Genomic DNA, 24,758 nt, shown 5'->3' on the forward strand with positions numbered 1-24,758 from the left:
CTCTGCGCCCATACGACCATGCTCGGTCGTCCGCCCGCCCGCCGCACCCCGTGCGGCGGGCCGCGCCGGCCGTCCCACGGTGACCTGTGGCACTCCACCCGGCGACGGTTGGGTGACACGGCGGGGGGAGGCTTACGATCCTCTGCGTGTCCAAGCTGACCGACGTGTCCAAACGGATTCTGATCGGCAGTGCGCTGCGGAGCGACCGGCTCGCCGAGACCCTCCTCCCCAAGCGCATCGCCCTCCCCGTCTTCGCCTCCGACCCCCTGTCCTCGGTCGCCTACGCACCGGGCGAAGTGCTGATGGTGCTGTCGATCGCGGGGTTCTCGGCGTTCCACTTCGGTCCGTGGATCACTCTGGCGATTGTCGTGCTCATGATTACGGTGGTGGCGTCGTACCGGCAGAACGTCCGCGCCTACCCCTCCGGGGGAGGCGACTACGAGGTCGCCACCGTCAACCTCGGCCCCCGCGCCGGACGCGCGGTCGCCGGTGCGCTGCTGGTGGACTACGTGCTGACGGTGGCGGTGTCGGTCGCCGCGGGCGTGGACAACCTCGGCTCGGCGATCCCGTTCGTCTCCGAGAACAAGGTCGGCGTGGCCCTGTCGATCATCGCGCTGCTGACCGTGATGAACCTGCGCGGCGTCCGCGAGTCCGGCACCGTCTTCGCCGTCCCCACCTACCTCTTCGTCCTCGCCGTCCTCGGCACGATCGCCTGGGGCGCCTTCCGCTGGTTCGTCCTGGGCGACACCATGAAGGCACCCAGCGCCGACTACCAGGTCCTGGCCGAACAGGGCGACCTGGCCGGATTCGCCCTGATCTTCCTGCTGCTGCGGGCCTTCTCCTCCGGCTGTGCCGCCCTCACCGGCGTGGAGGCCATCAGCAACGGCGTCCCCGCCTTCCGGCGCCCCAAGAGCCGCAACGCCGCCACCACGCTGGCCCTGATGGGCGGCCTGGCCGTCACCATGTTCTGCGGCATCATCGCCCTGGCACTGGCCACCGACGTGAAGATGTCCGAGACCCCGGCCAAGGACATCCTCATCGACGGACGGCCCGCCGGACCCGACTACCACCAGGACCCGGTCATCGCCCAGGTCTCCGCGGCGGTCTTCGGCGACGGATCCGTGCCCTTCCTCTTCTTGGCCGCCATCACCGCCCTGGTGCTCTTCCTGGCCGCCAACACCGCCTACAACGGCTTCCCCGTCCTCGGCTCGATCCTCGCCCAGGACCGCTACCTGCCCCGCCAGCTCCACACCCGCGGCGACCGGCTGGCCTTCTCCAACGGCATCGTGTTGCTGGCGGTCTTCGCGGGGGCCCTGGTCTACGCGTACGACTCCGACTCCACCCGACTGATCCAGCTCTACATCGTCGGGGTCTTCGTCTCCTTCACCCTCAGCCAGACCGGCATGGTGCGGCACTGGAACCGCCACCTGGCCGAGGAGAGGGACCCCGCCGCCCGGCGCAGGATGCTCCGCGCCCGTGTGATCAACGCCTTCGGGGCCTTCTTCACCGGACTGGTGCTGGTCGTGGTGCTGATCACCAAGTTCGCCCACGGCGCCTGGGTCGCTCTCATCGGCATGGCCGTCTTCTACGCGATGATGACCGCCATCCGTCGTCACTACGACCGGGTGGCCGAGGAACTGGCGCTGCCGCGCGAGGCCGAACGGGAGGAGATGGCCCGCCCCTCACGGGTGCACTCCATCGTCCTCGTCTCCAAGATCCACAAGCCGACGCTGCGGGCGCTGGCCTACGCCAAACTGGTCCGCTCCGACGTCCTGGAGGCCCTCAGCGTCAACGTCGACCCCGAGGAGACCCGAGCCCTGCGCGAGGAGTGGAACCGGCGCGACCTCGACGTCCCCCTCAAGACCCTCGACTCCCCCTACCGGGAGGTCACCCGCCCGGTCGTGGAGTACGTCAAGGGCCTGCGCCGCAGCAATCCGCGCGCCGTGATCAGCGTCTACATCCCCGAGTACGTCGTCGGCCACTGGTACGAGCAGCTCCTGCACAACCAGAGCGCCCTGCGCCTGAAGGGGCGACTGCTGTTCACACCCGGGGTGATGGTGACCTCCGTGCCCTACCAGTTGGAGTCCTCCGAGCGGGCCCGGCTGAGGGCGCGCAGGCGCTCGGAGTGGAGCGCGCCCGGCGCGGTGCGGCGCGGGTCCGTCGGCCCCACCGGCCCCACCGGACCCACCGGAACCACCGGCCCCGGAGGACGGGACAGGGCGGGCGACGAGCGCGCGGAGTGACCTGGCGGGTCCGGTAGGCTGGACGGCTGCCGTCCATGCGCCCCGCCGTCCGTTGGAGCCGCTCCCCATGCCCCCCGCAACACCCCACGCCGCCTCCGGAACCGCCTCCGGAACCGCCTCCGAAACCGCCCCCGCCTCGCTGGTGGGTCGGGAGTACGAGGTCGAGATCGGCCCTGTCGCACACGGCGGCCACTGTGTGGCCCGCACCGACGAGGGCCGGGTGCTGTTCGTGCGCCACGCGCTGCCCGGCGAACGGGTCGTGGCCCGGGTCACCGAGGGCCGCGAGGACTCCCGATTCCTGCGCGCCGACGCCGTGGAGGTCCTCGACGCCGCCAAGGACCGCGTCGAGCCCCCCTGCCCCTTCGCCGGTCCCGGCCGCTGCGGTGGCTGCGACTGGCAGCACGCCGCGCCCGGCGCCCAGCGCCGGCTGAAGGCGTCCGTCATCGCCGAGCAACTGGAGCGGCTGGCCGGGATGACCGCCGAGGACGCCGGCTGGGACGGCACCGTCGAGCCGGCTCCCGGCGACAAGGTGCCACGGGGGGAGGTCCCCGCCTGGCGCACCCGGGTGCAGTACGCCGTGGACGACGAGGGCCGCGCCGGACTGCGCCGCCACCGCTCCCACGAGGTCGAGCCGATCGACCGCTGCCTGATCGCCGCGCCGGGCGTGAGCGAGCTGGGCGTCGAGAAGCGCGCCTGGCCGCGGATCGCCTCCGTCGAGGCTGTCGCCGCCACCGGCTCCAACGACCGTCAGGTGCTGATCACCCCCCGCCCCGGCGGACGGCTGCCCCTGGTGGAGCTGGACCGCCCGGTGTCGGTGCTGCGCGTCGAGGAGCAGCCCAAGGGCCGGAGCGCACGGGGCGGCGAACGTGCCGTGCACCGCGTCCACGGCCGTCCCTACGTCCGCGAGCGTGCCGCCGAGCGCACCTGGCGGATCAGCGCGGGCGGCTTCTGGCAGGTCCACCCCAAGGCCGCCGACCTGCTGGTCGAGACCGTGATGACCGGCCTGACCCCGCACAAGGGCGACATGGCCCTCGACCTGTACTGCGGAGCCGGGCTGTTCGCCGGAGCGCTGGCCGACCGGATCGGCCCCAAGGGCGCGGTGCTGGGCATCGAGTCGTCCAAGCGCGCCGTGGAGGACGCCCGCCACAACCTCGCCGACCTGGACCGGGTCCGCGTCGAGCGCGGCACGGTCGAGCGGGTCCTGCCGCGCACCGGCATCACCGAGGCCGACATCGTCGTGATGGACCCGCCCCGCTCCGGCGCCGGGCGGAAGACGGTGGAGCAGGTCGCCGCGCTCGGCCCGCGCCGCGTCGCCTACGTCGCCTGCGACCCGGCCGCCCTCGCCCGCGACCTGGCCTACTTCCGCGAGGCCGGTTACGTCCCCCACTTCACGAAGGCCTTCGACCTGTTCCCGATGACCCACCACGTGGAGTGCGTCGCCATCCTCAAGCCCGCGCCGAAGGGTTCCTGACCTGCGGTTTCCTCGCCCGGGAACTCCACTCGACCGGTTCCCGGCCACTCACCGGGTGGAACGGCCGCGCCACCCGCGAAAGCGACCTGACCTGCGGTTCTGCAGCGAAGCGCCCCTCGTGCCCACTGCGGCACGAGGACCTCGCCCGGAGTCCTGACGCCCGTGTGACGCTCGGTCGAAGACCCGTCACAGTCGGATCCGGCCGATCCTGTGCGGCAGTGTGCCGACCACGATGGCGCGGTCGCCGGACGGAGGGCTCCGCTGCGGGGCGGCCGAGCAGCACACCGGCGCACCTTGTTCTCCGGACCCCAGGCCCTTGGCCTGCCGGAGCGGGTGATGACGTCGTCCGTGACGGTCGTGCCGTGCACAGGGCGCCGACCGCGGAACGTGTACACCGCTGTGGTACATGTGCTATTCGTGGTACATGTCCATGAAGCGAACCAACGTCTACGCCGATCCGGAAGATCTCGCGATCATCAAGGAGGCCGCGAAGCGGCGCGGCGTCAGCGAGGCCGAGATCATCCGTCAGGGCATCCATCTCGCGGCCATGGCCAACCGTGTCTGGGACGAGCCTCTCTTCTCCCGCACTTTCCGGGGGACAGGTCGTACTCCCGGCAAGAGCGAGGTGCGTGACACCGTCGCCGACGCCGTGAGCCGCGAGACCGAGTCCGGTACCGCCGCGTGATCATCGTCGTCGCGGACACCTCCGGGCTCCTCGCGGCGCTCGACTCCGCCCATCCCGAGCATCACGCGTCGAACGAGGCGATCATGGCCGCGGGGCTCCTGGTGATGTCCCCACTGCTGCTCGCGGAGATCGACCACGTCGCCACTCGCGAGCTCGGCCGTGAAGCGGCGCTCAGCGCGGTCGACGACATCCGGCATTGGGTGCGTCGAGGCCGTATCGCTCTGCCCGAGATCACGGAAGACCATCTCGATATCGCCCAGTCGGTGCGTGCCCGGTACCGCGACCTGGACCTGGACCTCGCGGATGCGGTGAACGTGGCCCTCGCCGCCGAGTACGACACCGACGTCGTACTCACGCTCGACCGTCGCGACTTCCGGGCTGTGCGTCCACTGGGCCGGTACAAGGCGTTCCGGGTCCTGCCCGACGACCTTCCGATCTGACGCCGGAGGGCGCCCGGCCGTGTCGTTGCTTGTCGCCGATTCCGCGGGCCGTGACGCTCGTTTGACGCTCACGGTGCCCGTGGACTCCCGGGCGGGCAGGAAAACCTCTCTGGCCTGCAGTTTCCCGGGCGCGATTCCGGCCGACATCTTTCCGGTGACGTCGCATGTGGAGTGTGTGGCAATCCTCGAACCCGCGGGCAAGGCGTCCTGACCTGCGTTTTTGTTGTCCGGGTCGGTTGCTCGACCTGTTTCCCCCGTGCAGCGGTTTGAGCGGACGGATCGGCCTTTGTTGGTTCGCTGACCTGCGGATTCGTGAGCGCGGTGCTTGCATGGGCAACGCCTTCAGAGGGGCGTTCGGAGACTCTTGACGCTCGGATGACGCTCGAAGCCGAGCTTTTGCTGCACTTCCGCAGTGGCGGTGCGAGCGACCGGCCGGGGCCGACCGCGCCACCTTGATACCGGCCTGGTATCATGCGTGTATGGCGATGACACTCCGACTCCCCGACGACCTTGACGCGAAGCTCACCGAGAGGGCTCGTCGGGAGGGCCGCAGCAAGCAGGAGCTTGCCATCGAGGCCATCCGTGACGCCCAGAACCGGGCCGAGCTGAAGGTCGACGACGTCCTGGCCGAGCTGATGGACAGCGATGCGGAGATCCTGGACTACCTGAAGTGACGGGCGTGCGCTACATCCAGATCGACGAGATCCTGACCATCGCCCGCGCGGTCAACGGTACCGAGCACAGCGTGCGTGACATGGGTCTTCTGGTGTCGGCGATCGAGAGGCCCCGGACGAACGTGTTCGGGGCCGAGTTGTATCCCACACTGCACGAGAAGGCTGCGGCACTGCTGCACTCCGTCGCCCGCAATCACGCGCTGATCGACGGCAACAAGCGCACCGCCTGGCTCGGCATGCGTGTCTTCCTGCGGTTCAACGGCGTCAGCGCCGGTACCGTCCCGCCCCCCGTCTCCGTTGCCGGCCCGTTCGTCGAGGACGTCGCCCAGGACAAGGTCGACGCACCGGTCATCGCCAAGCGCCTGTCGGCCTGGTTCCCCGTTTTCTGACGTCCGACGTCGTGCGGTGGGAAGACGAACGTAGGTCTGGAAAGCGGTGCTGGCTCCGTGCATTCCGCCTTTCTTGGGATCCGTTCATCCAGAGGATCGGTGTGTTTGCCGTCGCGAGACGGAGCAGCGAGTCTGCTCGGTGCGGAAATGCGTGCTCAGCGAGGAGCGGTATCGCCCGGGGGCTCTGCTCCCAGGAGCGCGAGCAGCCCGGGGAATCTCTTCTCGATGTCCGCGCGTCGTAGTCGGATGCCCTTGCGGTTGCCGTAGTCGATCTCGTCAATGAGACCTGCCTCGCGCAGGACCCGGAAGTGGTGGGTCTGGGTCTGCTTCGAGATCGGAAGATCGAACGAGTTGCAGCCCCGCTCGCTGTCGCTGTGGTCGGCGGCCAACTGCGTCATCACCGAACGACGGTGCTCGTCGGCGAGGGCGCGAAACACCGCACCCAGATCGAGCGCATCGGCCTCCGGGCCGTCCAGGTTCTTCTCGGCCACGCGGCACCCCCTTAGGTATGACTTGCATCGTACCTGAAGGGTGTGCTCCACTGAGGTACGAAATTTTTCGTACCTTGGTTCCGGTCGCGCTGCCCCGTGCCGCCGCTCCCCGAGACCCGGCCCGGCGCTCGCCGGGGACCTGGTCATCGACACTCCGAGAGGTCATCGTCATGAAGAAGCCCGAGGTGCTGATAGTCGGTGCCGGAATCGCAGGGCCCGCAGTCGCGTACTGGCTCTCCCGGAATGGATACCGGCCGACGGTCGTCGAACATGCCCGGCAGCTGCGCTCCGGTGGTAGCGCGATCGTCGTGAAGGGGCCCGCGATCCCGGTCGCCGACCGGATGGGCATCCTCCCGCAGCTCCGCGGGCTCGCCACCCGCAATCGGTCACTGACCCTGCTCGACCCCGGCGGCAGGCGGATCCTGCACCTCCCGCTCACCTCTGACAAGACGCCGACGGTCGAGGTGACCCGAGCCGACCTTTCCGAGGTGCTCCACCGGTCGGCGCAGACCGAGGCCGAGTTCGTGTTCGACGACACGGTCACCGCTCTCGACCAGGACCGAGGTGGGGTCGACGTCACCTTCCGGCGGTCCGCGCCACGGCGCTTCGACTTGGTGGTCGGTGCCGACGGGATGCACTCCACCGTACGGCGCCTGGTGTTCGGACCCGAGCGGCAGTTCGCGAGCGATTTGGGCCTGTACGGCGCGACCGTGCCGCTGGAACCCGACGCCATCGAGGACCCGAGTGAGATGACGATGCTGACCGTGCCGAACCGGATGCTGGTCGTCCACCCCTCGCGGACCACTCCACTCGCGATCTTCACCTTCCGGGCCGCACCGCCGGCGCCCCACGACCGCAAGAACATCGCCCTTCACAAGCAGACCGTGGCCGATGCCTACGCCGACGTGGGGTGGCGGGCACCGGAACTCGTGGCGGCGTTCCTCGACCACCCGGCTCCGTTCTTCGACCCCCTGACCACCGTCCGGGTGCCCTCGTGGTCCCGTGGACGGGTCGTACTGCTCGGGGACGCGGCGGCGGCGACAGCCCTGCTGGGTGACGGGTCCAGCATGGCGATGGCGGGCGCGTACGCCCTCGCAGAAGAGCTCGCCGCCCATCCCGGTGATCACGCCCGCGCCTTCGCCGCCTACGAGTCGCGGCTCCGCCGTGAGGTAGGCCCGCGGCAGCGACGCGTCGGTCTGCTCTCCAGGCTCATGGTGCCCCGCACCCGGCCGGGCCTCGCGGTGCGCAACGCGGTGGGCCGCGCGGTCGGTCGCACGAACCGGATCGTCTCTCGCGAAGCCGCGAACCGGTAGACCGGGTCCGCACCGACCGGCCACCGGTCGGTGCGCAGCTCCGCGGTAGCTCTCAGCCGGGTCGGCGCCGCCATGTCCGACGAGCCCGGCTCGGCGTGGCAGGTCATCGCCGATGCGGCAGGTCGGCTGCTGTCGGCCTCACTCACCGTTCCGGGCGCTCGCCACGACATGGGGGCTGCCGGTGACCGCGCCCCCCGCGGCGCGGAGGTGAAGTGCTGGGCGGACAAGGCGGATCAGGGCGCCGGCACATCGTCCGGGTGCCCTTCCGCAGCCTGCGTCCCAAGCTGTGGCAACGCCCTTGCCAGGATCCGTTGCCTCGGCGAGTAAGCCATGGCCGCCCTGAAGGGCTGGCGCCTCCCGCGGGAACTCCGCTGTAGCACCAACCGGGTCGCCACCATCGTGAAGACCATCCCCGCCCTTCGTCACGCCTCAACCTGAGGTTGGAAAAGGCTTGGCGTGCGAACTTCAGGAAGCACGTGTCCGGGGGGAGGCGCCACTGTGGTGAGGGCGAGCGGGTTTCGAACTGAGCCGTGAAACCTGTTCCAAGCGGTCCATCTGGTCCAGGAGCTGTTTGTTCACCCGGTATTCCTTGTGCCGGGGTTCCAGGCGCTTGTACCGGACAAGGCCGAAGCTGTGCGTGGGATGGTGGCAGTAGATCATGTCCGTGCCCAACCGGATCTCGACCGGGGTGGCATCGACGTTGACGACCTCGGGACGACGTCCTGTGGAGTCTTCCGGCACGTGGATGTCGCATCGCACGTCACCGCGTTGTCGCCGGTCATCGGAGAAAGGGGCGCTCGCCGCCCAGCCCGACTCGTGCGTCGTGGTTGGTCAGGCTGTTCTCCGCCGGGTCCGGAATGAGTTTCGTCGGGTATGCCTCCTCCCGGGATGAGGGACGATTCCAGGCCGACGGCGCGGAGTGCGGGAAGTCGGTGGACGCGGCCCCGCCGAGGGCAGCCCGTGACAGACCGCGAAGCCGCTCGGCGGCAGGGGCCTCGGGGCCGAACCCGGCTTCTGGATTTTCAGCCAATCCAGCGGGAGCCGGAGCCGGTCGGCGCCGCGTCGATGGGCGGCTGGAACGAGTCGTCGACCGGGATGTGGGGAGATATTCGACGGACAGGCAATCTATGAGCGCTGTGTGGCACTTGTCCACGTTGTGTGGTGATGTGTGCGGGCGGCTCGCGACCTCATCACCTTGCGTCGTGTGTCGTCGCCGTTGGTGGTGTGTCGTGGCGTTGGCTTGAAAATATTTTCCTCCCAAGGAAATCGATAAGGCGGCTCCTACAATGGAGATATGACATACGGGGTTCAAGTTCCGCAGAAGAGACGGGCTGTGCGTTGGCGTCCGGTTCTCGGTGTTTTGGTCGCGGTCGCCATTTTAGCCGGTGCTGGCTACTGGATGCACAACGCGCGGGGCGATGACGGCGACGCGGAAGTGGCGGCGGCGACCGAGCGGGTGGAGGAGTTCCTTTCGGTGTGGGAGGCCGGGAACGCCGACGAAGCCGCCTCCCACACGGATGCTCCGGACGCTGCCGAATCGCTCGTCGACTCGGTGCTGACGAACCTGAAGCCGACGGAGACGGACATCGCCGTTGACGGCGATGCCGAACGAGTGGGGGAGGAGGTGAAGGTTCCCTTCAGGGTGGAAATGCAGATTCCAGGCGTGGGCGAGTACGCGTGGAATTCAAACGCCACGGCCCGGAAGAAAGAGGGTGAGGAGTGGGAGGTGGTGTTCACTACGCCCATGGTCCATCCGGAGATGAAGCACGGCCAGACCCTGGCTCTGCAGTCCCGGGAACGTGCGAAGATCCTCGACTCGACCGGCGCCGAGCTCCAGGCGGCGTCTTTGACGGGCACCGTCGACCCGAAGAGCGGGAAGGGCGTTTCGGGGCTCCAGGGCCGCTATGACGAGCAGCTCACGGGGGGCGGTGGCGGAACGAAGTCGGTGGTGGTCGCGGACCGGGACTCGGGGCGTGCGGTGAAGCGGCTCGGTGAGGAGAAGGGCAGCCGAGGCGAGCCGGTCGAGACCACCATCGACCCGAGCGTCCAGGTTGCGGCCGCCGAAGCGCTGGAAGGCGTGGACAAGAACGCCGCCATCGTCGCTGTGGCTCCGAGCAGTGGCCGAATCCTGGCCGCTGCGAACGTGCCGGGTGGCATGAACCGCGCGCTGACGGGTCGCTACGCGCCGGGCTCGACGTTCAAGGTGGTCTCCGCCGCCGCGCTGCTGAAGACGGGCATGCGTCCCGAGGATGTCGCGGACTGCCCCGAATTCGCTTACGTCAACGGTCAGCGCTTCGAGAACCAGGACCGGTTCACGTTGCCGGCGGGCTCCAGCTTCAAGGACTCCTTCGCCGAGTCCTGCAACACCTTCTTCGTCGACGCGCGGGACAAAATGTCGAATTCGGCCCTCTGGGACACGGCCCAGGCTTTCGGGATCGGTGGAGTGTGGGATGTGGGCGCTGTGACCTTCGACGGCGCGGTCCCGGTCTCCGAGAATGAGAACGAGAAGGCCGCGTCCATGATCGGGCAGGCGCGTGTCGAGGCGTCTCCGCTGGTGATGGCCTCGGTCGCGGCGACGGTCAAGGAGGGCGAGTTCAAGCAGCCGGTTCTGGTGCCGGACGCGGTGCGGGAGAAGCACGAGGCACCGGAAGCGCTGGACCCGGCGGTGGTCGCCGATCTGCGCATGATGATGCGGGCGACGGTCACCGAGGGAGCGGGAGTGGAGCTGAGGAACGTCCCCGGCCGGCCCCATGCCAAGACCGGCACGGCCGAGTTCGGCGACGAGGACCCGCCGCGTACGCACGCGTGGATGATCGGCTTTCAGGGAGACCGCGATCTGGCCTGGGCGGTTCTGCTGGAGGACGGTGGGTCCGGAGGCGCGGACGCGGGCCCCATCGCGGCGAAGTTCCTCCGGAACCTCGGCTGAGCCGCCTGCGCTCGGCACCCGCCCCGCCCCGGACACGGTCCGTGTCCGGGGCGGCGGCCGTCCGCGGCGGCCTCGGCGAGGAGGGCCCGGTCCCGTTCGGCGTCCCGTGCGGCCTTGCCGGACGTGATCGCGATGACCGGCGGCTCGGATCCGGGGGCCACGCGACGGTGATGGCGTTGAGCGTGCCGTACCGGCCGGTCCCCGTTGTGTCGGCCACCCTCGCCGCGGGGGCGGTTGAGCGGCACACCGGCTCACCTGCTCCGCGGACTCCGGGTCCTCGGCCCACCGGAGCAGGTCGAGGACGTCGCTCGGGACAAGCGCGGCGTCTTCCGGGGCGCCGAACCGGTGGGTGCCCCATGGGGCCGGTACAAGGCGTTCCGGGTCTGCCCGACGTCCCGTCCGCGGCTCCGGTCGGGGCCCGACGGAGACCGGACGCCGCCTTTCCGCCGGCCCCGGGGACGTTCCGTCGTCGGTACGGCACGTGCGGGAGGCGCTGACGTCGTCCACCTGCTCCTTGTCATTCGGGTTGCTCGGCAGGCCGACCTCTGTTCATCATTTCGAACATTCCGGAGCCGTTCCAGCGCACAGCGGTGCGTCTCCGGGGCGCACCCCCGAACGCCGAGCCGCAAGGAGCCTGCCGCATGCGTACGCCATGGCCTCGTGGGCTCTTCTCGCGCCGTCGCGCGTCGGGCGCGCCCGTCCTGCGCACGTACGAGCCGGTGCACCGGGAGGTCGCCGGCCACCGGGCGGTGCCGTCGCGGACCTCGGCGCCGGGTACGACCTGAGCGGGACCCGCGGCCGTGCCGGAGGGATCCGGGCGTCGTCACCGGCTTGCCGCCCGGGCGACGGCACGTTCCGCCGGCCGGCGCGGTGCCGCCTGGACCAACGACATCAGCCACGGTGACCTGGTCCGCGGCAACCCCGACCAGACCATGACCATCGACCCCTGCCACCTGCACTTCCTCTACCAGGGCAAGGACCCGGGCGCGGGCGGCGACCACAACCGACTGCCGTGGCGGCCGGGTGTCCTCACGCTGCGGCGCTGACCCCGCTCGCTTCCCGCTTCCCGTTTCCGGACGACCGTGACGTGGTGCGGTCCGCGGGCGGGTGGGCGAGCGGTCCCCGCCTCGGCCCTGTCGCGGCGGGGGCGAAGTTCGTCGGCGGCCGGTGGGGACAGACGTGCCCCGGCTCCGGACGGTGGCCGCCTGCTGTGTCGGCTCGGTCCCAGGCACGTCCGCGGTGAGCGGTCAGCCGGGGAACGGGGGTTTCCGCCCCATCGTTCGGTCGACGCGTCGCATGCAAGGATGTCGTCCGTGACCGAATCGTCCTCCTCGCCTGTCGTCAGGGGCGCGCCTCGCAACCACGGCCCGGGTTCCCGTACCGCCGCCGTGCTCGTGTTCGGGTCCTCGGCCGCGGTCCTGGTGGTCGAGATCGTCGCTCTGCGGCTGCTGGCTCCCTACCTCGGCCTCACCCTCGAGACCAGCACCCTGGTGATCGGCATCGCCCTCACCGCGATCGCCCTCGGTTCCTGGCTGGGCGGGCGCATCGCCGACCGGATCGATCCACGTCGGCTCCTGGGCCCTTCGCTCGGGGTGTCGGGAGCGGTCGTGGCGCTCACCCCCGCCGTGCTGCGCGCCACTGCGGAGTGGGCACCGGCGATGCTCCTGTCGATCGCGGCACTGACCATCCTCGTGCCGGGCGCGCTGCTCTCCGCCGTGACGCCGATCGTGACCAAGTTGCGCCTCACCAGCCTCGCCGAGACCGGAACGGTCGTCGGCAGGCTGTCCGGCGTCGGCACCGTCGGCGCCATCGTCGGCACCGTCCTGACCGGCTTCGTCCTCGTGTCGCGGCTGCCGGTCAGCGGCATCCTGATCGGCCTCGGAACACTGCTGGTGGTCGGCTCGGCGCTGGTCGAGTGGCGAACGCGCGGGTGGAGCGGCGTCCCCGCCCCGGCACTCGTGGTCGTCGCCGGCGGCCTGGCCACCATGGCCGTGCCCGGTGGCTGCGACGTGGAGACCAGGTACCACTGCGCACGGGTCGTCACCGACCCCGACCGGGACAGCGGCCGCACACTCGTCCTGGACGGCCTGCGGCACTCCTACGTCGACATCGAGGACCCGACCTTCCTGGAGTTCACGTATGTGCGCGCCATCGCGTCGGTGGTCGACGCCGCCTTCCCCGAAGGCGAGCCACTCGCCGCCCACCACCTGGGCGGCGGCGGCCTCACCCTTCCCCGTTACCTCGCGGCCACCCGGCCCGGGACGCACAGCGTCGTGTCCGAGATCGACGGCGGGGTCGTGCGCATCGATCGCGACCGACTCGGCCTGAGGCCCGGAGCCGGTATCGACGTACGCGTCGAGGACGGCCGGCTCGGCCTGCGGCGACTGGACACCGACAGTCGTGACCTCGTCGTCGGCGATGCCTTCGGAGGCGTCAGCGTGCCCTGGCACCTCACCACGGTGGAGGCGATGACCGACGTACGGCGGGTGCTCGACGAGGACGGCCTGTACGTCGCCAACCTCATCGACCACGGCGGTCTGGCCTTCGCCCGTGCCGAGGCGGCCACCCTCGGCGAGACCTTCGAGCACGTCGCCCTCGTCGGCGAACCCGCCGACATCGGCCTCGATCCGACCGCCACCCCCGAGGGCGGCAACCTGGTGGTGCTCGCTTCCGACCGACCGGTCGACCCGCGCGCGATCCAGGAAGCGCTGGACGCCCGGCGAACCGGCTGGAAGATCGCCACCGGCGACGACCTCGCCTCCTGGATCGGCGACGCCCGGCCGCTCACCGACGACCACGCACCCGTCGACCAGCTCCTCCAGCCCTACGGTCCGCGGAACAGCCGGTGACCGGACGCGGGTCCGGGCGCCGCCGCACGGGAAGTGCGCCGTCTCCGCCCGGGGGTGCCGTCCGTCGCTGTCGTCGCGCTCTGTCCATCCGTCTGTCCGTTCTGTTGGTGCGCGGTGCTGCCCTCGCGGTGGAAGACGTGGCCCGCGTGGCGCAGTACGGCCCCGTCGAACGTCCCGTCCGAGCCGAACCCGGTGTCGTCGACGTACCCGGTCCGGGTCCCGGAGCCCCGGTGGGAACCCGCGCAGAGGCTCTCCCGATCCCCCGGGCCTCGTCGTTGCGGCCGTTTGCGAGCAGCTCCCGGCGGGCGTACCCGTCGGCCGTCACCCACGTCCCGGCCTACGGGTGCGGCGAGTCGTCCCGGGGTCCGGGGCGGGTCACCGCCAGCGACCCGAGCAGGCGGAGCGCGTCCGCGGTCCGGGTGCCCTCCTGGGCGTGGTAGACGACCAGTTGTTGTCCCGGGGCGGAGCGTACGTCGAAGGTCTGCATGCGCAGGGTGAGTTCGCCGACATCGGGATGGAGCAGGACCTTGGCGGCGTTGCTCTTGCCGCGTGCGTCCTGCCTGTTCCAGAGGTCGGCGAACTCGCGGCTGTTCTCCGTGGCCGTCCGCAGCACCTTGTGGATCCGCGGGTCGTTCGGCCGGGCGCCCGCAAGGAAGCGGAATCCCGCGACCGCGTTGGCCGCGGCCGCCTCCCAATCCGCGTGGAACGAGCGGACCGACGGGTCGAGGAACATCGTGAGCAGCAGGTTCGCGCCGGGGCGGAGGTGGGGGAAGACCGCGCGCCCCAACGCGTTGGCGGCCAGGACGTCGTAGGCCCGCCCCAGGAGCAACCCCGGCGTGCGGTCCCACAGTTCGGTCAGCGTCAGCAGGTGGGGGTCCGCACGTTCGATGCCGCCCTCGTGGCGCGGGGGCGGCATCATCCCCGCGACCCGGTACAGGTGCAGCCGGCCGTCGTCGTCCAGCAGCAGCGCGTCGCTCAGGGCGTCCAGGACCTGCGCCGACGGGCGCCGCTCACGGCCCTGCTCCAGTCGCAGGTAGTAGTCGACGCTGATGCGGGCCAGCAGTGCGACCTCCTCGCGGCGCAGACCGGGGACGCGGCGCCGGCCGTCTTCGGGCAGACCGACGTCGGGCGGCGTCACCCGCGCGCGCCGGCTCCGCAGGTAGTCGCCCAGTCTCGAAGTCGTCATGTCGGTCAGACTAGGCCGCCCGGCGGCGGGGAGCCTGGTCCCCGTGCTCCCAGGCGGACGCGGTCCCCTTCCGTGCCCCGCCTCCGTCGGTCAAGGGGACATGACCGGTCTCCCCATCCCCTCCACGTTCCCGACGACCGGCGAGAGGACGGACGGCCGCCGCGCCGCCGTACGATCCTGCCGCTCACGACGGCGGGTGCGCGGCGCCCGGGGGAGGCCCCACCCCCGGGGGCCGGTCGTTCCTCGTCGCCGGGTGAGCCCGGCGGCGCCGACCCGCACGACGGCCGGGGTCCGGCGGCCGGCTCGTGCGAGGTACCCCGCCCGAGCGGGCCGGAACAGGACCCGGTCGCGGCGGAGTCCGGCGGCCGGCCTAGTGTTGGGCCGAGCACCCGTCGGCCGGGGCGCGCGGCGGTCGCCGTCCGCGGAGCCGACGGGCGGCGGGCCCGTGATCGGGAGTGGCCGGTACGCAGCCCCTGCGTCTTTGGGCCGGGCCGCGACTCCCGAACGCGGAGCGAAGGGCCCCGCGGGGAAGGTGCGCAGGTCGGAGCCCCGTCGGTGGGAATCCCGCCCAGAACCCCTCGAAGAGCGCTGGAGACCGGCCGGGGAAGGCGGTCAACGGATGGTACGGCGCCTCTCCTCAACGACTCGCGGGGGAGGGACAGGAGGGCTCGGAAAGAGTCACCATCGACGCCTCAGGTACCGGCTCGGAAACAACGGGGGCCGGCAAGGTACGGAGGAGATCGTGAAGATTCAGGTTCTGGGTCCACTGAACGCCGAACTCAACGACACGTCGATCGTCCCGACGGCGGGAAAGCCCCGCCAGATCCTGGCACTGCTCGCCCTCTACCCGGGAAGGGTCGTGCCCGTACCGACGCTTCTGGAGGAGGTCTGGGGCACCGATCTGCCGCAGAGCGCCCTGACCACCCTCCAGACCTACATCCTGCAGTTGCGCCGCAAGCTGGGCAGCGCCATGGGTCCCGGTGTGCCCGGTTCGGCCAAGGAGCTGCTCGCCACCCGGTACGGCGGCTACCTGCTGCACATCCCCCCCGACGCGGTGGACGTGCACCAGTACGAGGAGCTGGTGACCGAGGGGCAGGCGGCGTTCGAGAGGGGCGAGGACGAGCGGGCGGCGCGGGCCTTCCGGCGGGCACTCGACATCTGGGAGGGCCCGCCCCTCGTGGACGTGCGGACCGGCTCCATCCTGGAGATCGAGGTGATGAGGCTCGAGGAGAGCAGGCTGGTGACCAGGGAGCGCCGCATCGACGCCGACCTGCGGCTCGGCCGGCACACCGAACTCATCGCCGAGCTGGCCGATCTGATCGCCCGGCACCCGCAGCACGAGGGGCTCCACTCGCAGGCCATGGTGGCGTTCTACCGCTCCGGCCGGCAGGCGACGGCGCTGGAGGTCTACCGCAGGCTGCGCAGGCGGCTCATCGAGGACCTGGGGGTGGAACCCTCTCCCCAGGTGCAGCGGCTCCACCAGGCGATCCTGTCGGTCGATCCGCAACTCGACGTCGTCGCGGGCCGACGCCGCACCTCCACCTTCGACCTGTACGCCGCCTGATGCGGCGGCCGGGCGCCGGGCGCCGCCGAGCGCGGGCGGTCCCGGGCCGTCCCGGTTGACCGCCCGTCACACGGCGGGCCGGTGGCGGTACTCCGTCCCGTGCCGCACCGCCGGAACCCGACGGCTCCGGCGGTGCGGCACGGCCGGAGCCGCCGGAGCCGTCGGGGCCCGGTGGGGTCAGCCGGCCCTGGCGACGAGCCGTCCGTCGCCCTGTCCGGAGCCGTCGGGGAGCGCGGTGTCGGGGTGGGACACGAGGATGGAGCGCTGCAGTCGGCTGAGCGCGGCGGAGGGTTCCAACCCCAGTTCCGTGACGAGGGTGGTGCGCAGCCGCTGGTAGACGTCGAGGGCCTCGCCGCGCCGGCCGGAGCGGTGCAGGGCCACCATGAACTGCCTGTGCAGGTTCTCGTGCATGCGGTACTGGTTGACGAGCACGGTGAGTTCGGAGAGCAGCTCTCGGTGTCGGCCCAGCCGTAGATCGACCTCGATCCGCTGGTCGAGGACGCACAGCCGGGCCTCCTCCAGCCGCCTGGCCTCCAGGTGGATCCGGCTCCCGGCCTGCACGTCGGCGAGGACGGGGCCGTTCCACAGGGACAGCGCGTCGCGCAGCCGTTTGGCCGCTCCGGGCAGGTCGTCGGTTTCCACGGCCCGGTGGCCGGCGGCGGCGCGGCACTCGAACTCGCGGAAGTCGACCGTGCCGCCCCTGGTGTTCAGCAGGTAGCCGCCGGGGAGGGTGACCAGGATGTCCTTGGCGGTGCTCTGTTCGTCGCCCCGTTGGGCCAGGGCCTCGCCTATGAGCTCGCGTAGTTGCAGCACATAGGTCTGCACGGTGCTGCGGGCGCTGCGAGGTGGGTTTCCGTCCCACAGCTCTTCCACCAGGGTGGGAACCGGGACCGCCCGGTCGGCGTGGAGTGCGAGCAGCGACAGGACCTGCCGCGGCTTCGGTGCGGTGGGCGTGATCGAGACGCCGTTCTCCCGTACCGACAGAGTGCCCAGTACTTCGATATCCATATTTCCCCCAAAAAACGGGCATTCGGGCATGGGGTGGAGCAAGCACACTCCTCGCATTCTCTCCGGGAGGCGCCTCGCGACACCTGGTGTGCGGAAACGATAAGAAAGCAACAAAATCCGTTTGTCAATACCGGATCCTGTGGCGATGAGCGGGTGGAAGTGGATAAGCCGGGTCGCGATATGCGGCTGCGAGAGTTTGTGGACGATTTTTGGGAGGTGTACTCCCGGGTGTCATCCTCGGGTGCGGTAATGCGCACCCGAGGGGGTGGGGCGGGGAGCTCCCGGAGGGTCGGGACCTGCGGCGGAGGCGGTTCCGCGGGGGATGGCCGCCGGGGCGGGCGGGTCTTCCGGCCCTCGCCCGCGGCCGGCGACACCGGGGCGATCGGACGCCCGGATCGTTCCTTTTGGCTACGGAAAGTCGATTTCGCGCGATGCCGAGGGTGACCCGGACCGCACGCCGCGTTCCGGTCCGTCCGGCGGGCCCGCGGTGCGGACCGGTCCGCGGGCGACCGGGGGTGTGGCGATCGTCGACAGCGTGCGAAACCGTTTGGTGAAACGCTTTTCGTAGCCCATTCGAAACGCACTCTTCACGACTGCGGGGCGTGGACGTCGACCTTCCCGGAGAAACGGTGGTCGAGCGGATCCTTGTTACCGGAGGGTATGTGGAGACCTTTGTGTTTCGACTCCGGCGAACCGGGTAGACGGCGGCGGTTCGAGCGTGGAGCCGGAGACTCCGAGGGGGAGGGTTTTCCGGAATGGCCGTCCCCCTGCCCCGGAAAGGAACGACGAATGCCCGTGCTGGGTTTCCCGGTGATCGGGGGGTTCTCCCGTGCGTCGCCGGGGCGTGGGGCGGGGTGTGGGACGCGGCGGAGGGCGAGCGCCGGGCGTCCTTCGACCGTCCGCGGCCCCGCCCGGTGTCCCCCTCTCGGGGGTGTGGCGCCGTCGCGGGCCCGTGGGTGGCACCACCCACGGGCCCGCGACGGCCGGCTCACCGTTCCCCGGCGGCCGTCGACGTCGACACCGGGGGAGCGCCGGCCCACCGGCGCATCGCGGCCGGCAGTTCCGCGGCGGCCCGGGAGCGCGGCCCGGCCCACGCGCAGTAGCCGTCCGGTCGGACCAGGATCATCTCGGTGCGCGGCCAGGGGCCCTTCGCCCCGCGCACCGTGCCGCGCAGGTGGGTCACCAGGTCTCCCCAGGGGTTCAGGAGCGTGCTGGGGCCGCCGTCGCCCTGGTCGACCAGGACGAAGGAACCGGACCGCATGGCGTCGAAGAGGCGTGTGCCGCCCGCCGCCCCGCGGTGGACCTCGAGATCGGGCACGCGACGGCCCACCGTGCGGCGGGAGGAACGGTCGGCGGCCATGCCGGGGTAGGAGGTGGCGATGCCGGACAGGTGGCCGACGGCCAGCAGGTGCGACGCGGGGATCCGGGTGGCGATGGAGGCCGCGGTGAGGCGCGCGGCGCGGACGGCCGACTTGTCCGAGGTCATCATGCGGGTGGCGATGTCGGTGACCTTGATGACGCCCTGGGACACCCTGCGACGCTCCTCCACGTAGGTGTCCAGGAGGCGCTCCGAACCCCGCCCGGAGACCACCGCGGCGAGCTTCCAGCCCAGGTTCATCGCGTCCTGGATTCCCAGGTTGAGGCCCTGACCGCCCAGCGGGGAGTGGACGTGCGCGGCGTCCCCGGCGATGAGCATGCGTCCTTTGCGGTAGGTCTCGGCCTGCCGCTCCTGGATCCTGAACCGCGACGTCCACAGCGGTTCGCTGGGGCGCAGGTCCTTGCCGAAGAGCTTCGCGAGGGTGTCGCGCACCTCCTGGAGGGTGACCGGGTCGTCGGACCACGGCTTGGAGCGGTCGATGACGCCCATCCGGTACCAGCCGTTGCCGAAGTCGGTGCAGACCACCAGTCCGGCCCGGCCGACGTGGATGAGCAACTGGTCGTCCATCGGGACCCCCAGGCGCACGTCGGCGACGATGATGGTGTACGGATACACGTCGCCCTCGAAGGCCGCGCCCATCGCCTCGCGCACCCGGCTGCGCGAGCCGTCGCACCCCACGAGCCAGGGAGTGCGTTCCTCCCACTGCCGGCCGTCCGACTCCAGCCGGTAGAGCACCTCGTCGCCGTGCTGCTCGCAGTCGACCAGCGAGACCCCGCGGTCGATGGTGACGCCGAGGTCGCGGGCGCGTTTCTCCAGGATTTCCTCGGTCTCCCCCTGCGGAATGATCGTCAGCTGCCCGTAGCGGCTGTCCAGTCGCCGCAGGTCCAGCATGGAGTGCCCCAGGCTCACCCGGACCTTCGGGACCGAGTTGGCGCGTTCGAGCACCGGATCCGCGACGCCGCGCATGCGCAGCACTTCCATCGAGCGGCCGTGCAGGCCCAGAGCCCTCGACTCCTGGGTGCGGTGGGTGCGCCGCTCCACGACCTTGCAGCGGACTCCGGCCAGCGCCAGCTCCCCCGCGAGACACAGTCCGGTGGGGCCGGCACCTGCGATGACGACGTCGTACTCACTACCACTGGTGGCCACGGAGCACCTCTCTCTTGACCCGAGCCTTCAGGCTGCGCGACGGTAAGAAATCATCACGCAGTGAACTCTACAGATGTAGAGTTTCTTCGACAACAACCGAGCTTCTTTTCGGACCGGTTGCCCGACCGGCGCCTGCCGTCGACTCCGGAACCCAGACCAAGGAGGACCCCTGTGAACACACCCCCCGCCCTCGACCGGGAACGAGGCGGGACCGCGTCGAGCGGCCCCGCGGTGGAGCTGGAACGGGTCGACATGGTCTTCACCCGGCGCGGCGCGGAGCCGTTCAAGGCGCTCACCGACCTGAGCCTCACCATCGAGCCGGGCACGGTGTTCTGCCTGCTCGGCCCCAACGGCTCCGGGAAGACCACCACGATCAACCTGCTGAGCGGGCTGCTGGAACCGACCGGCGGAACCGTCCGGGTACTGGGCATGAACCCCTTCGACCAGCGCCGCCGGGTCCTGAGCCGCATCGCGCTGGTCCCCCAGGAGACGGCGCTGTACACGGACCTGACGGCACGTGAGAACCTGGCCTTCCACGCCGCTTACTACGGCGTCCCCGGGGCCCGGGCGCGGCAGCGGGTCGAGACCATGCTGGAGCTGGTCTCCCTCACCGAGCGGGCCGACCACCGGGTGGGCACCTTCTCCGGCGGCATGCAGCGGCGTCTCGCCCTGGCACGGGCCCTGCTCACCGAGCCCGACCTGCTGTTCCTGGACGAGCCGACGCTCGGGGTGGACGTGCAGTCCCGGGAGGCCATCTGGAACCGCGTCCGCGAACTGGCGGCCGAAGGGCGGACGGTGCTGCTGAGCACCAACTACATGGAGGAGGCCGAACAACTCGGCCGACAGGTCTGCATCATCGACCGGGGCCGCCGGGTGGCCATCGGCACCCCCCGGGAACTCAAGCAGCAGGCCGACCGGCGCCGCATCGAGCTCACCTTCCCCTCCGAGGAAGCGGCCGTCGAGGCCGCTCCGCTGCTCCGGGACGGCTTCGAGGTCGCCGCCCAGGACGGCCGACTGGTCGTCACCATGCCGCAGGACGCCGACCAGGTGGCGTTCCTGCGATCGGTGCTGGACCGCATGGACGGCCACCGGGGGATGTCCGGGTTCCAGTTGCGCGAGCCGAGCCTGCAGGACGTCTTCCTCCACTTCACCGGCCGTGACCTGCGCGACTGACCGACCGGACGCTTCGGCGCCATTCCGAAACAGGAGGAGAACATGTGGAGTTCGGTCCGGGCGATGGTCGGCAAGGACCTCACCGTCAGCCGCAGAAACCCCACGTTCGTCATCATCACCGTCCTGGTCCCGCTGGTGTTCGTATCGCTGTACGCGCTGCTGACCACCGTCTCGACCACCCAGCCGGTGGCCGTCGCCAAGGAGGGGGACGGCCCGCACAGCGAACGCATGATGCGGGTGCTGGAGACCATGCGGAACGCCGACGGCGAGCTGTTCGAGATCCGCACCACCGATCCCCGAACGGCACGGGAGATGTTCGCCGACGGGGAGGTCGGCGCGGTGCTGACGATCCCCGCGGAGTTCGACCGGCGGGTCGAGGACGGTGAGCCGGTCGCCCTGCCCCTGAAGGTCTTCAACATCAACGCCGACGCCACGAAGAACTTCCAGCTGCGCACCGAGCACGCCGTCCGGGTCTTCTCCCAACAGCGGTCCGCGGACGTCGCGCTGACCGAGGTGGAGGAGGACTCCCACTTCAGCGAGGACATGAAGACCACGGTCTACCTCGGCACGTCCCTGATCATGTTCGCCGTGCTGTACGCCTCCATGGTCAACGCCGGGACACTGGTGGCCCGGGAGTGGGAGGAGCGCACCGCCAAACCCCTGGTGCTCACCCCCACCGGCACCACACCGCTGCTGCTGGGCAAGTGGATCGGTGCCGGCTCGCAGACCGTCGTCAGCACCTTGCTGGCGCTGCTCGGCCTGTACCTGCTGCTGGACTACCCCGTGCTCTCGCTCGGACCGGTGAGCTGGCTCTCCCTGTTGCTGCTCTTCTGCTACGGCAGCGCCCTGGGCTCGCTGCTGGGCGCCGTCCTGCGCCGTTCCCTGCCCCTGGTGCCGCTGTGCGTGGTGGTGGCCATCACCCACTTCCTCCTCAACGGCTACGAGTCGTACATGCGCGGCTTCGCCCACGGCGGTCTCGTCGAGTGGACGTGGGCGGCCACCCACTGGTGGCCGGTCTCCGGGATCACCCAGCAGATCCGGCAGGACGTCACCGGCCTCGGCGGACCCGGAGTCGACTGGGCCGCCCTGGGGTGGACGGCGGTCGCCGCCGCGGTGCTGACGCTCCTCGCCACGGCCCGGATGCGGCGCCAGTTCCGCTTCACCCAGGGCCAGTGAGAGAAAAGGACGGAGACCCCATGAACGAGACGCTCCGAGCGGCGCTCGCCACCCACCGGCGCAACACGCGCCTGCTGCGCCGCCGTCCGGACCTGGTGGCCCAGGGAGTCCTGGTGCCGCTGGTGGTGATGGTGCTGAGCGCGGTCCTCTTCGGCGCCTGGGGGGACAGCTGGCCGGTCGGCATGGTCGACCGGGCCAAGACCGAGCAGTCGGCGCGGGTCCTCGACGCCTTCGAGGAGTCGAGCTCCAACGTCGAGCCCTACTTCCGGACGATCGAGACGGATCCGGAGAAGGCCGAGAGCATGATCCGCGACGGCCGGCTGCAACTCCTGGTCGAGATCCCGGAGGACTTCGACACCACCGGCCGGGTCGAGATCACCACCTACAACATCAACACCGACGCCACCAAGAACCTGCGGCTGCGGGTCGAGGACGCGCTCAACATCCACGACCAGCGGAGCGGCGCGATGACCGTCGCGGCCGACCTGCGGACCGTGCAGCCGCAGGACGTGACCCGGTCCGCGTACATCGCGGGCAGCCTCACCCTGCTGGCCCTCCTCCTCGGGGCCGTCCTGCTGGCGGCGAACCTCTTCGCGATGGAGCACGAGGGGCGCACCGGCAAGGAGCTGCTGATGTCGCCGCGCGGAGCGGGCGCCGCGGCCCAGGGCACCGTGCTGACCGCCACCGCGGTCGCCTACCTGAGCGCACTGCCGACGTTCCTGACCGGACTGCTGCTCTTCGGGTTCCGCCCGGATCCGGCGGCCCTCGGGCTGGTGGCGCTGTTCATGCTGCCGGTGCTGGTCGCCGCGGCCGGTCTGGGCGTGCTGCTCGCCCAGGTGCTGCGCGAGCACCGGGCCGTCCAGCCGCCGATCATCCTGACGGCCATCGCCACCTTCTTCGTCTGCGGCGGGTTCGTGGGCGTCGACGGGATGCCTCCGGTGGCGCGCGCCATCTCCGAGTGGTGGCCGGCCTCCCGGATCTTCGAGTGGGCCAACCCGGTGCTGCACCGGTTCTCCGACTCCTTCCCCGCCGGCCAGTGGGTCTGGGCCGTCGTGGCCGCTCTGCTCGGCGTGCTCGCCGCGGCGTGGGCCGGGCGGCGCGAGCAGGCCGCACCCCGGAACAACGGCCAGTAGCCGGGCGGAGGCCCCGAAGGGCCGGACGGGACCGTGGTCCCGCCCGGCCCTTCGCGCGTACACCGCTGCTTGACCCCCTCTCAAGCGGGCTCGCCGAAGCTGCTCACGTCCCGGCACGTCCGTCTCCACGACCCATCCGCAGCACGTCGCCTCGACGGGGAGAAGCAGTGAGCAGTCCAGAGAGTGCCGAGTGGATCGCCATCACCGCCGTGGGAGACATGGCCCTGATCCTGGCGGTGGCGGCGGCCTTCGCCTCGCTCGCACGCCGGGTCCGCCAGCCGGCGGTGATTGGCGAGATCACCGCCGGTATCTGCCTGGGGCCCAGCCTGCTGGGCCTCCTGCCCGGAGACCTGCCCCAACTGGTCTTCCCCGACGCGGTCCGTCCCCACCTCGGGGTCGTCGCCCAGGTCGGGCTGCTGCTGTTCATGTTCACCATCGGGTGGGAGTTCGACCACGTGTCGCTGCGCGGCCGGGGACGTTCGACGTGCGCCGTCTGGCTCTGCTCGGTGCTGACCCCGATGGTGATGGGCCTCGGGCTGGCCGCCCTGCTCTACGACTCCTACGGCGTCGTCGACGGCGAACGGGTCGGCTTCCCGGCCTTCGCCCTGTTCTTCGGGACGGCGCTGTCCATCGCCGCTTTCCCCGTCCTGGCCCGGATCATCTCCGACAAGGGCCTGCAGTCGAGCCGGGTGGGGACCGTCGCGCTGGCCCTGGCGGCGCTGGACGACATCCTGGCCTGGTGCCTGCTGGCGGTCGTGGTCGCCCTGCTGACCGCGTCGGGCGCCGCGGGTTTCCTGGGAATCGTCGGCTGGGGCGCCCTCTACGTGGGCGTGATGGTGGGGCTCGTCCGCCCGCTGCTGGCGGCCGCGGCCCGCCGACTGGGCCCGCACGGCACCTCCTGGCCGACGATGCTCGCCGCCGCGGGTGCGCTCGCCTCGGCCTGCGTCACCTCCGAAATCGGCCTGCACGCCATCTTCGGAGCCTTCTTCTTCGGCCTGATGATGCCGCGGACGGCCCCGGGGGAGCCGCTCCACACCGCCGTGCTGCGCCCCGTCGAGCAGCTGAGCAAGCTCCTGCTCCCGGTGTTCTTCGTGGTGACCGGCTTGTCGGTGGACCTCACGGCGCTCACCGCCACCGGAGCGCTGCACATGCTTGTGATCATCGCCGTCGCCTGCGCGGGCAAGCTGGGCGGAGTGCTGCTCCCGGCGCGGATGACGGGCTTCGACTGGCGGCAGTCCACGGCCCTGGGACTGCTGATGAACACCCGTGGACTCACCGAGCTGGTCATCTTGAACGTCGGCCTGGGCATCGGCCTGCTGGACACCGAACTGTTCACCACGCTGGTGATGATGGCCCTGGTCACCACGGCCATGACCGCACCGCTGCTGTCCAGGGTGCTCGACCGCACCACCCCCGGCACACCGGACGGGAGGCCGGGCGACGCACCGCCGGACGCCTCCCCCCTGGAGAAGGCGCTGTCACCGCAGCGCACCGCCTGACCACCGCGGAGGAG

General features: G+C 70.8%; 18 protein-coding genes and 2 pseudogenes. 15 read left to right on the forward strand and 5 right to left on the reverse strand.

Going from position 1 to position 24,758, the window contains the following annotated elements:
• Positions 1–146 precede the first annotated feature (146 nt).
• The 6 genes from F0L17_RS20210 (at position 147) to F0L17_RS20235 (ending at position 5,902) form a co-directional block, all read left to right on the forward strand.
• On the forward strand, positions 147–2,243 hold the full coding sequence (locus tag F0L17_RS20210; protein WP_162466478.1) for an amino acid permease: 2,097 nt from the start codon (positions 147–149) through the stop codon (positions 2,241–2,243).
• A 67-nt stretch (positions 2,244–2,310) separates the two neighbouring features.
• The gene (locus F0L17_RS20215) at positions 2,311–3,714 is read left to right on the forward strand and encodes a class I SAM-dependent RNA methyltransferase (RefSeq protein WP_155072159.1); all 1,404 of its coding nucleotides are present in this window, start codon (positions 2,311–2,313) and stop codon (positions 3,712–3,714) included.
• 424 nt (positions 3,715–4,138) lie between these two features.
• Positions 4,139–4,399, forward strand: coding sequence for a ribbon-helix-helix domain-containing protein (locus F0L17_RS20220; protein ID WP_155072160.1), 261 nt, complete (start codon positions 4,139–4,141; stop codon positions 4,397–4,399).
• The gene (locus F0L17_RS20225; protein ID WP_162466479.1) at positions 4,396–4,839 is read left to right on the forward strand and encodes a PIN domain-containing protein; all 444 of its coding nucleotides are present in this window, start codon (positions 4,396–4,398) and stop codon (positions 4,837–4,839) included. Before F0L17_RS20220 ends, F0L17_RS20225 begins: the two co-directional genes overlap by 4 nt.
• Positions 4,840–5,318: 479 nt before the next feature.
• Positions 5,319–5,513, forward strand: coding sequence for a ribbon-helix-helix protein, CopG family (locus F0L17_RS20230; RefSeq protein WP_037672007.1), 195 nt, complete (start codon positions 5,319–5,321; stop codon positions 5,511–5,513).
• Entirely contained in the window at positions 5,510–5,902 is a 393-nt protein-coding gene (locus F0L17_RS20235) for a type II toxin-antitoxin system death-on-curing family toxin (RefSeq protein ID WP_162466480.1), read from the forward strand. Before F0L17_RS20230 ends, F0L17_RS20235 begins: the two co-directional genes overlap by 4 nt.
• Before the next feature lie 155 nt (positions 5,903–6,057).
• Here the strand turns inward: F0L17_RS20235 and F0L17_RS20240 are convergent, their stop codons facing one another.
• The gene (locus F0L17_RS20240) at positions 6,058–6,393 is read right to left on the reverse strand and encodes a winged helix-turn-helix domain-containing protein (RefSeq protein ID WP_162466481.1); all 336 of its coding nucleotides are present in this window, start codon (positions 6,391–6,393) and stop codon (positions 6,058–6,060) included.
• A 170-nt stretch (positions 6,394–6,563) separates the two neighbouring features.
• Here F0L17_RS20240 and F0L17_RS20245 point away from each other — a divergent pair, with 170 nt between their 5' ends.
• The 4 genes and pseudogenes from F0L17_RS20245 to F0L17_RS20260 all read left to right on the forward strand — a co-directional run bounded on the left by F0L17_RS20245 (position 6,564) and on the right by F0L17_RS20260 (position 13,481).
• Complete coding sequence (locus F0L17_RS20245; RefSeq protein ID WP_155072161.1) at positions 6,564–7,706, forward strand: FAD-dependent monooxygenase; 1,143 nt, start codon at positions 6,564–6,566, stop codon at positions 7,704–7,706.
• 1,294 nt (positions 7,707–9,000) lie between these two features.
• A complete protein-coding gene (locus F0L17_RS20250; RefSeq protein WP_155072162.1) occupies positions 9,001–10,632 on the forward strand; it encodes a penicillin-binding transpeptidase domain-containing protein in 1,632 nt (543 codons plus the stop codon).
• 869 nt (positions 10,633–11,501) lie between these two features.
• A pseudogene (locus F0L17_RS20255) lies at positions 11,502–11,678 on the forward strand (non-reducing end alpha-L-arabinofuranosidase family hydrolase); the annotation flags it as partial.
• A gap of 267 nt (positions 11,679–11,945) precedes the next feature.
• Positions 11,946–13,481, forward strand: coding sequence for a fused MFS/spermidine synthase (locus tag F0L17_RS20260; protein WP_420802438.1), 1,536 nt, complete (start codon positions 11,946–11,948; stop codon positions 13,479–13,481).
• Here F0L17_RS20260 and F0L17_RS20265 read toward each other — a convergent pair.
• Together F0L17_RS20265 and F0L17_RS20270 are read right to left on the reverse strand one after the other, a co-directional pair.
• A pseudogene (locus tag F0L17_RS20265) lies at positions 13,457–13,806 on the reverse strand (Atu4866 domain-containing protein). The gene F0L17_RS20260 and the pseudogene F0L17_RS20265 sit on opposite strands and share 25 nt — an antisense overlap.
• Positions 13,807–13,818: 12 nt before the next feature.
• Positions 13,819–14,667 carry a helix-turn-helix transcriptional regulator gene (locus tag F0L17_RS20270; RefSeq protein ID WP_155072164.1) on the reverse strand — a complete coding sequence of 283 codons (849 nt, stop codon included), beginning with the start codon at positions 14,665–14,667 and terminating at the stop codon, positions 13,819–13,821.
• A gap of 742 nt (positions 14,668–15,409) precedes the next feature.
• On the opposite strand from F0L17_RS20270, the gene F0L17_RS20275 reads away from it, so the two are divergent.
• A complete protein-coding gene (locus F0L17_RS20275; RefSeq protein WP_162466482.1) occupies positions 15,410–16,231 on the forward strand; it encodes a BTAD domain-containing putative transcriptional regulator in 822 nt (273 codons plus the stop codon).
• 177 nt (positions 16,232–16,408) lie between these two features.
• On the opposite strand, the gene F0L17_RS20280 is transcribed toward F0L17_RS20275, so the two are convergent.
• Both F0L17_RS20280 and F0L17_RS20285 read right to left on the reverse strand, forming a co-directional pair.
• Positions 16,409–17,239 carry an AfsR/SARP family transcriptional regulator gene (locus F0L17_RS20280; protein ID WP_155072166.1) on the reverse strand — a complete coding sequence of 277 codons (831 nt, stop codon included), beginning with the start codon at positions 17,237–17,239 and terminating at the stop codon, positions 16,409–16,411.
• A 988-nt stretch (positions 17,240–18,227) separates the two neighbouring features.
• Positions 18,228–19,763: an FAD-dependent monooxygenase gene (locus tag F0L17_RS20285; protein WP_155072167.1), complete on the reverse strand. Its 1,536-nt coding sequence runs from the start codon at positions 19,761–19,763 to the stop codon at positions 18,228–18,230.
• Between the two features lie 171 nt (positions 19,764–19,934).
• On the opposite strand from F0L17_RS20285, the gene F0L17_RS20290 reads away from it, so the two are divergent.
• The 4 genes from F0L17_RS20290 to F0L17_RS20305 all read left to right on the forward strand — a co-directional run bounded on the left by F0L17_RS20290 (position 19,935) and on the right by F0L17_RS20305 (position 24,744).
• Positions 19,935–20,936 (forward strand): ATP-binding cassette domain-containing protein, encoded by a 1,002-nt coding sequence (locus tag F0L17_RS20290; RefSeq protein WP_155072168.1) that lies wholly within the window; start codon positions 19,935–19,937, stop codon positions 20,934–20,936.
• Positions 20,937–20,978: 42 nt separating this feature from the next.
• Positions 20,979–22,112 (forward strand): ABC transporter permease, encoded by a 1,134-nt coding sequence (locus tag F0L17_RS20295; protein ID WP_155072169.1) that lies wholly within the window; start codon positions 20,979–20,981, stop codon positions 22,110–22,112.
• 20 nt (positions 22,113–22,132) lie between these two features.
• Positions 22,133–23,245, forward strand: a complete 1,113-nt coding sequence (locus F0L17_RS20300) for an ABC transporter permease (RefSeq protein WP_155072170.1) — start codon at positions 22,133–22,135, stop codon at positions 23,243–23,245.
• Positions 23,246–23,412: 167 nt separating this feature from the next.
• Positions 23,413–24,744, forward strand: coding sequence for a cation:proton antiporter (locus F0L17_RS20305; protein ID WP_338018152.1), 1,332 nt, complete (start codon positions 23,413–23,415; stop codon positions 24,742–24,744).
• Positions 24,745–24,758 lie beyond the last annotated feature (14 nt).

It is taken from the genome of Streptomyces taklimakanensis, from assembly GCF_009709575.1.
Lineage (GTDB): Bacteria > Actinomycetota > Actinomycetes > Streptomycetales > Streptomycetaceae > Streptomyces > Streptomyces taklimakanensis.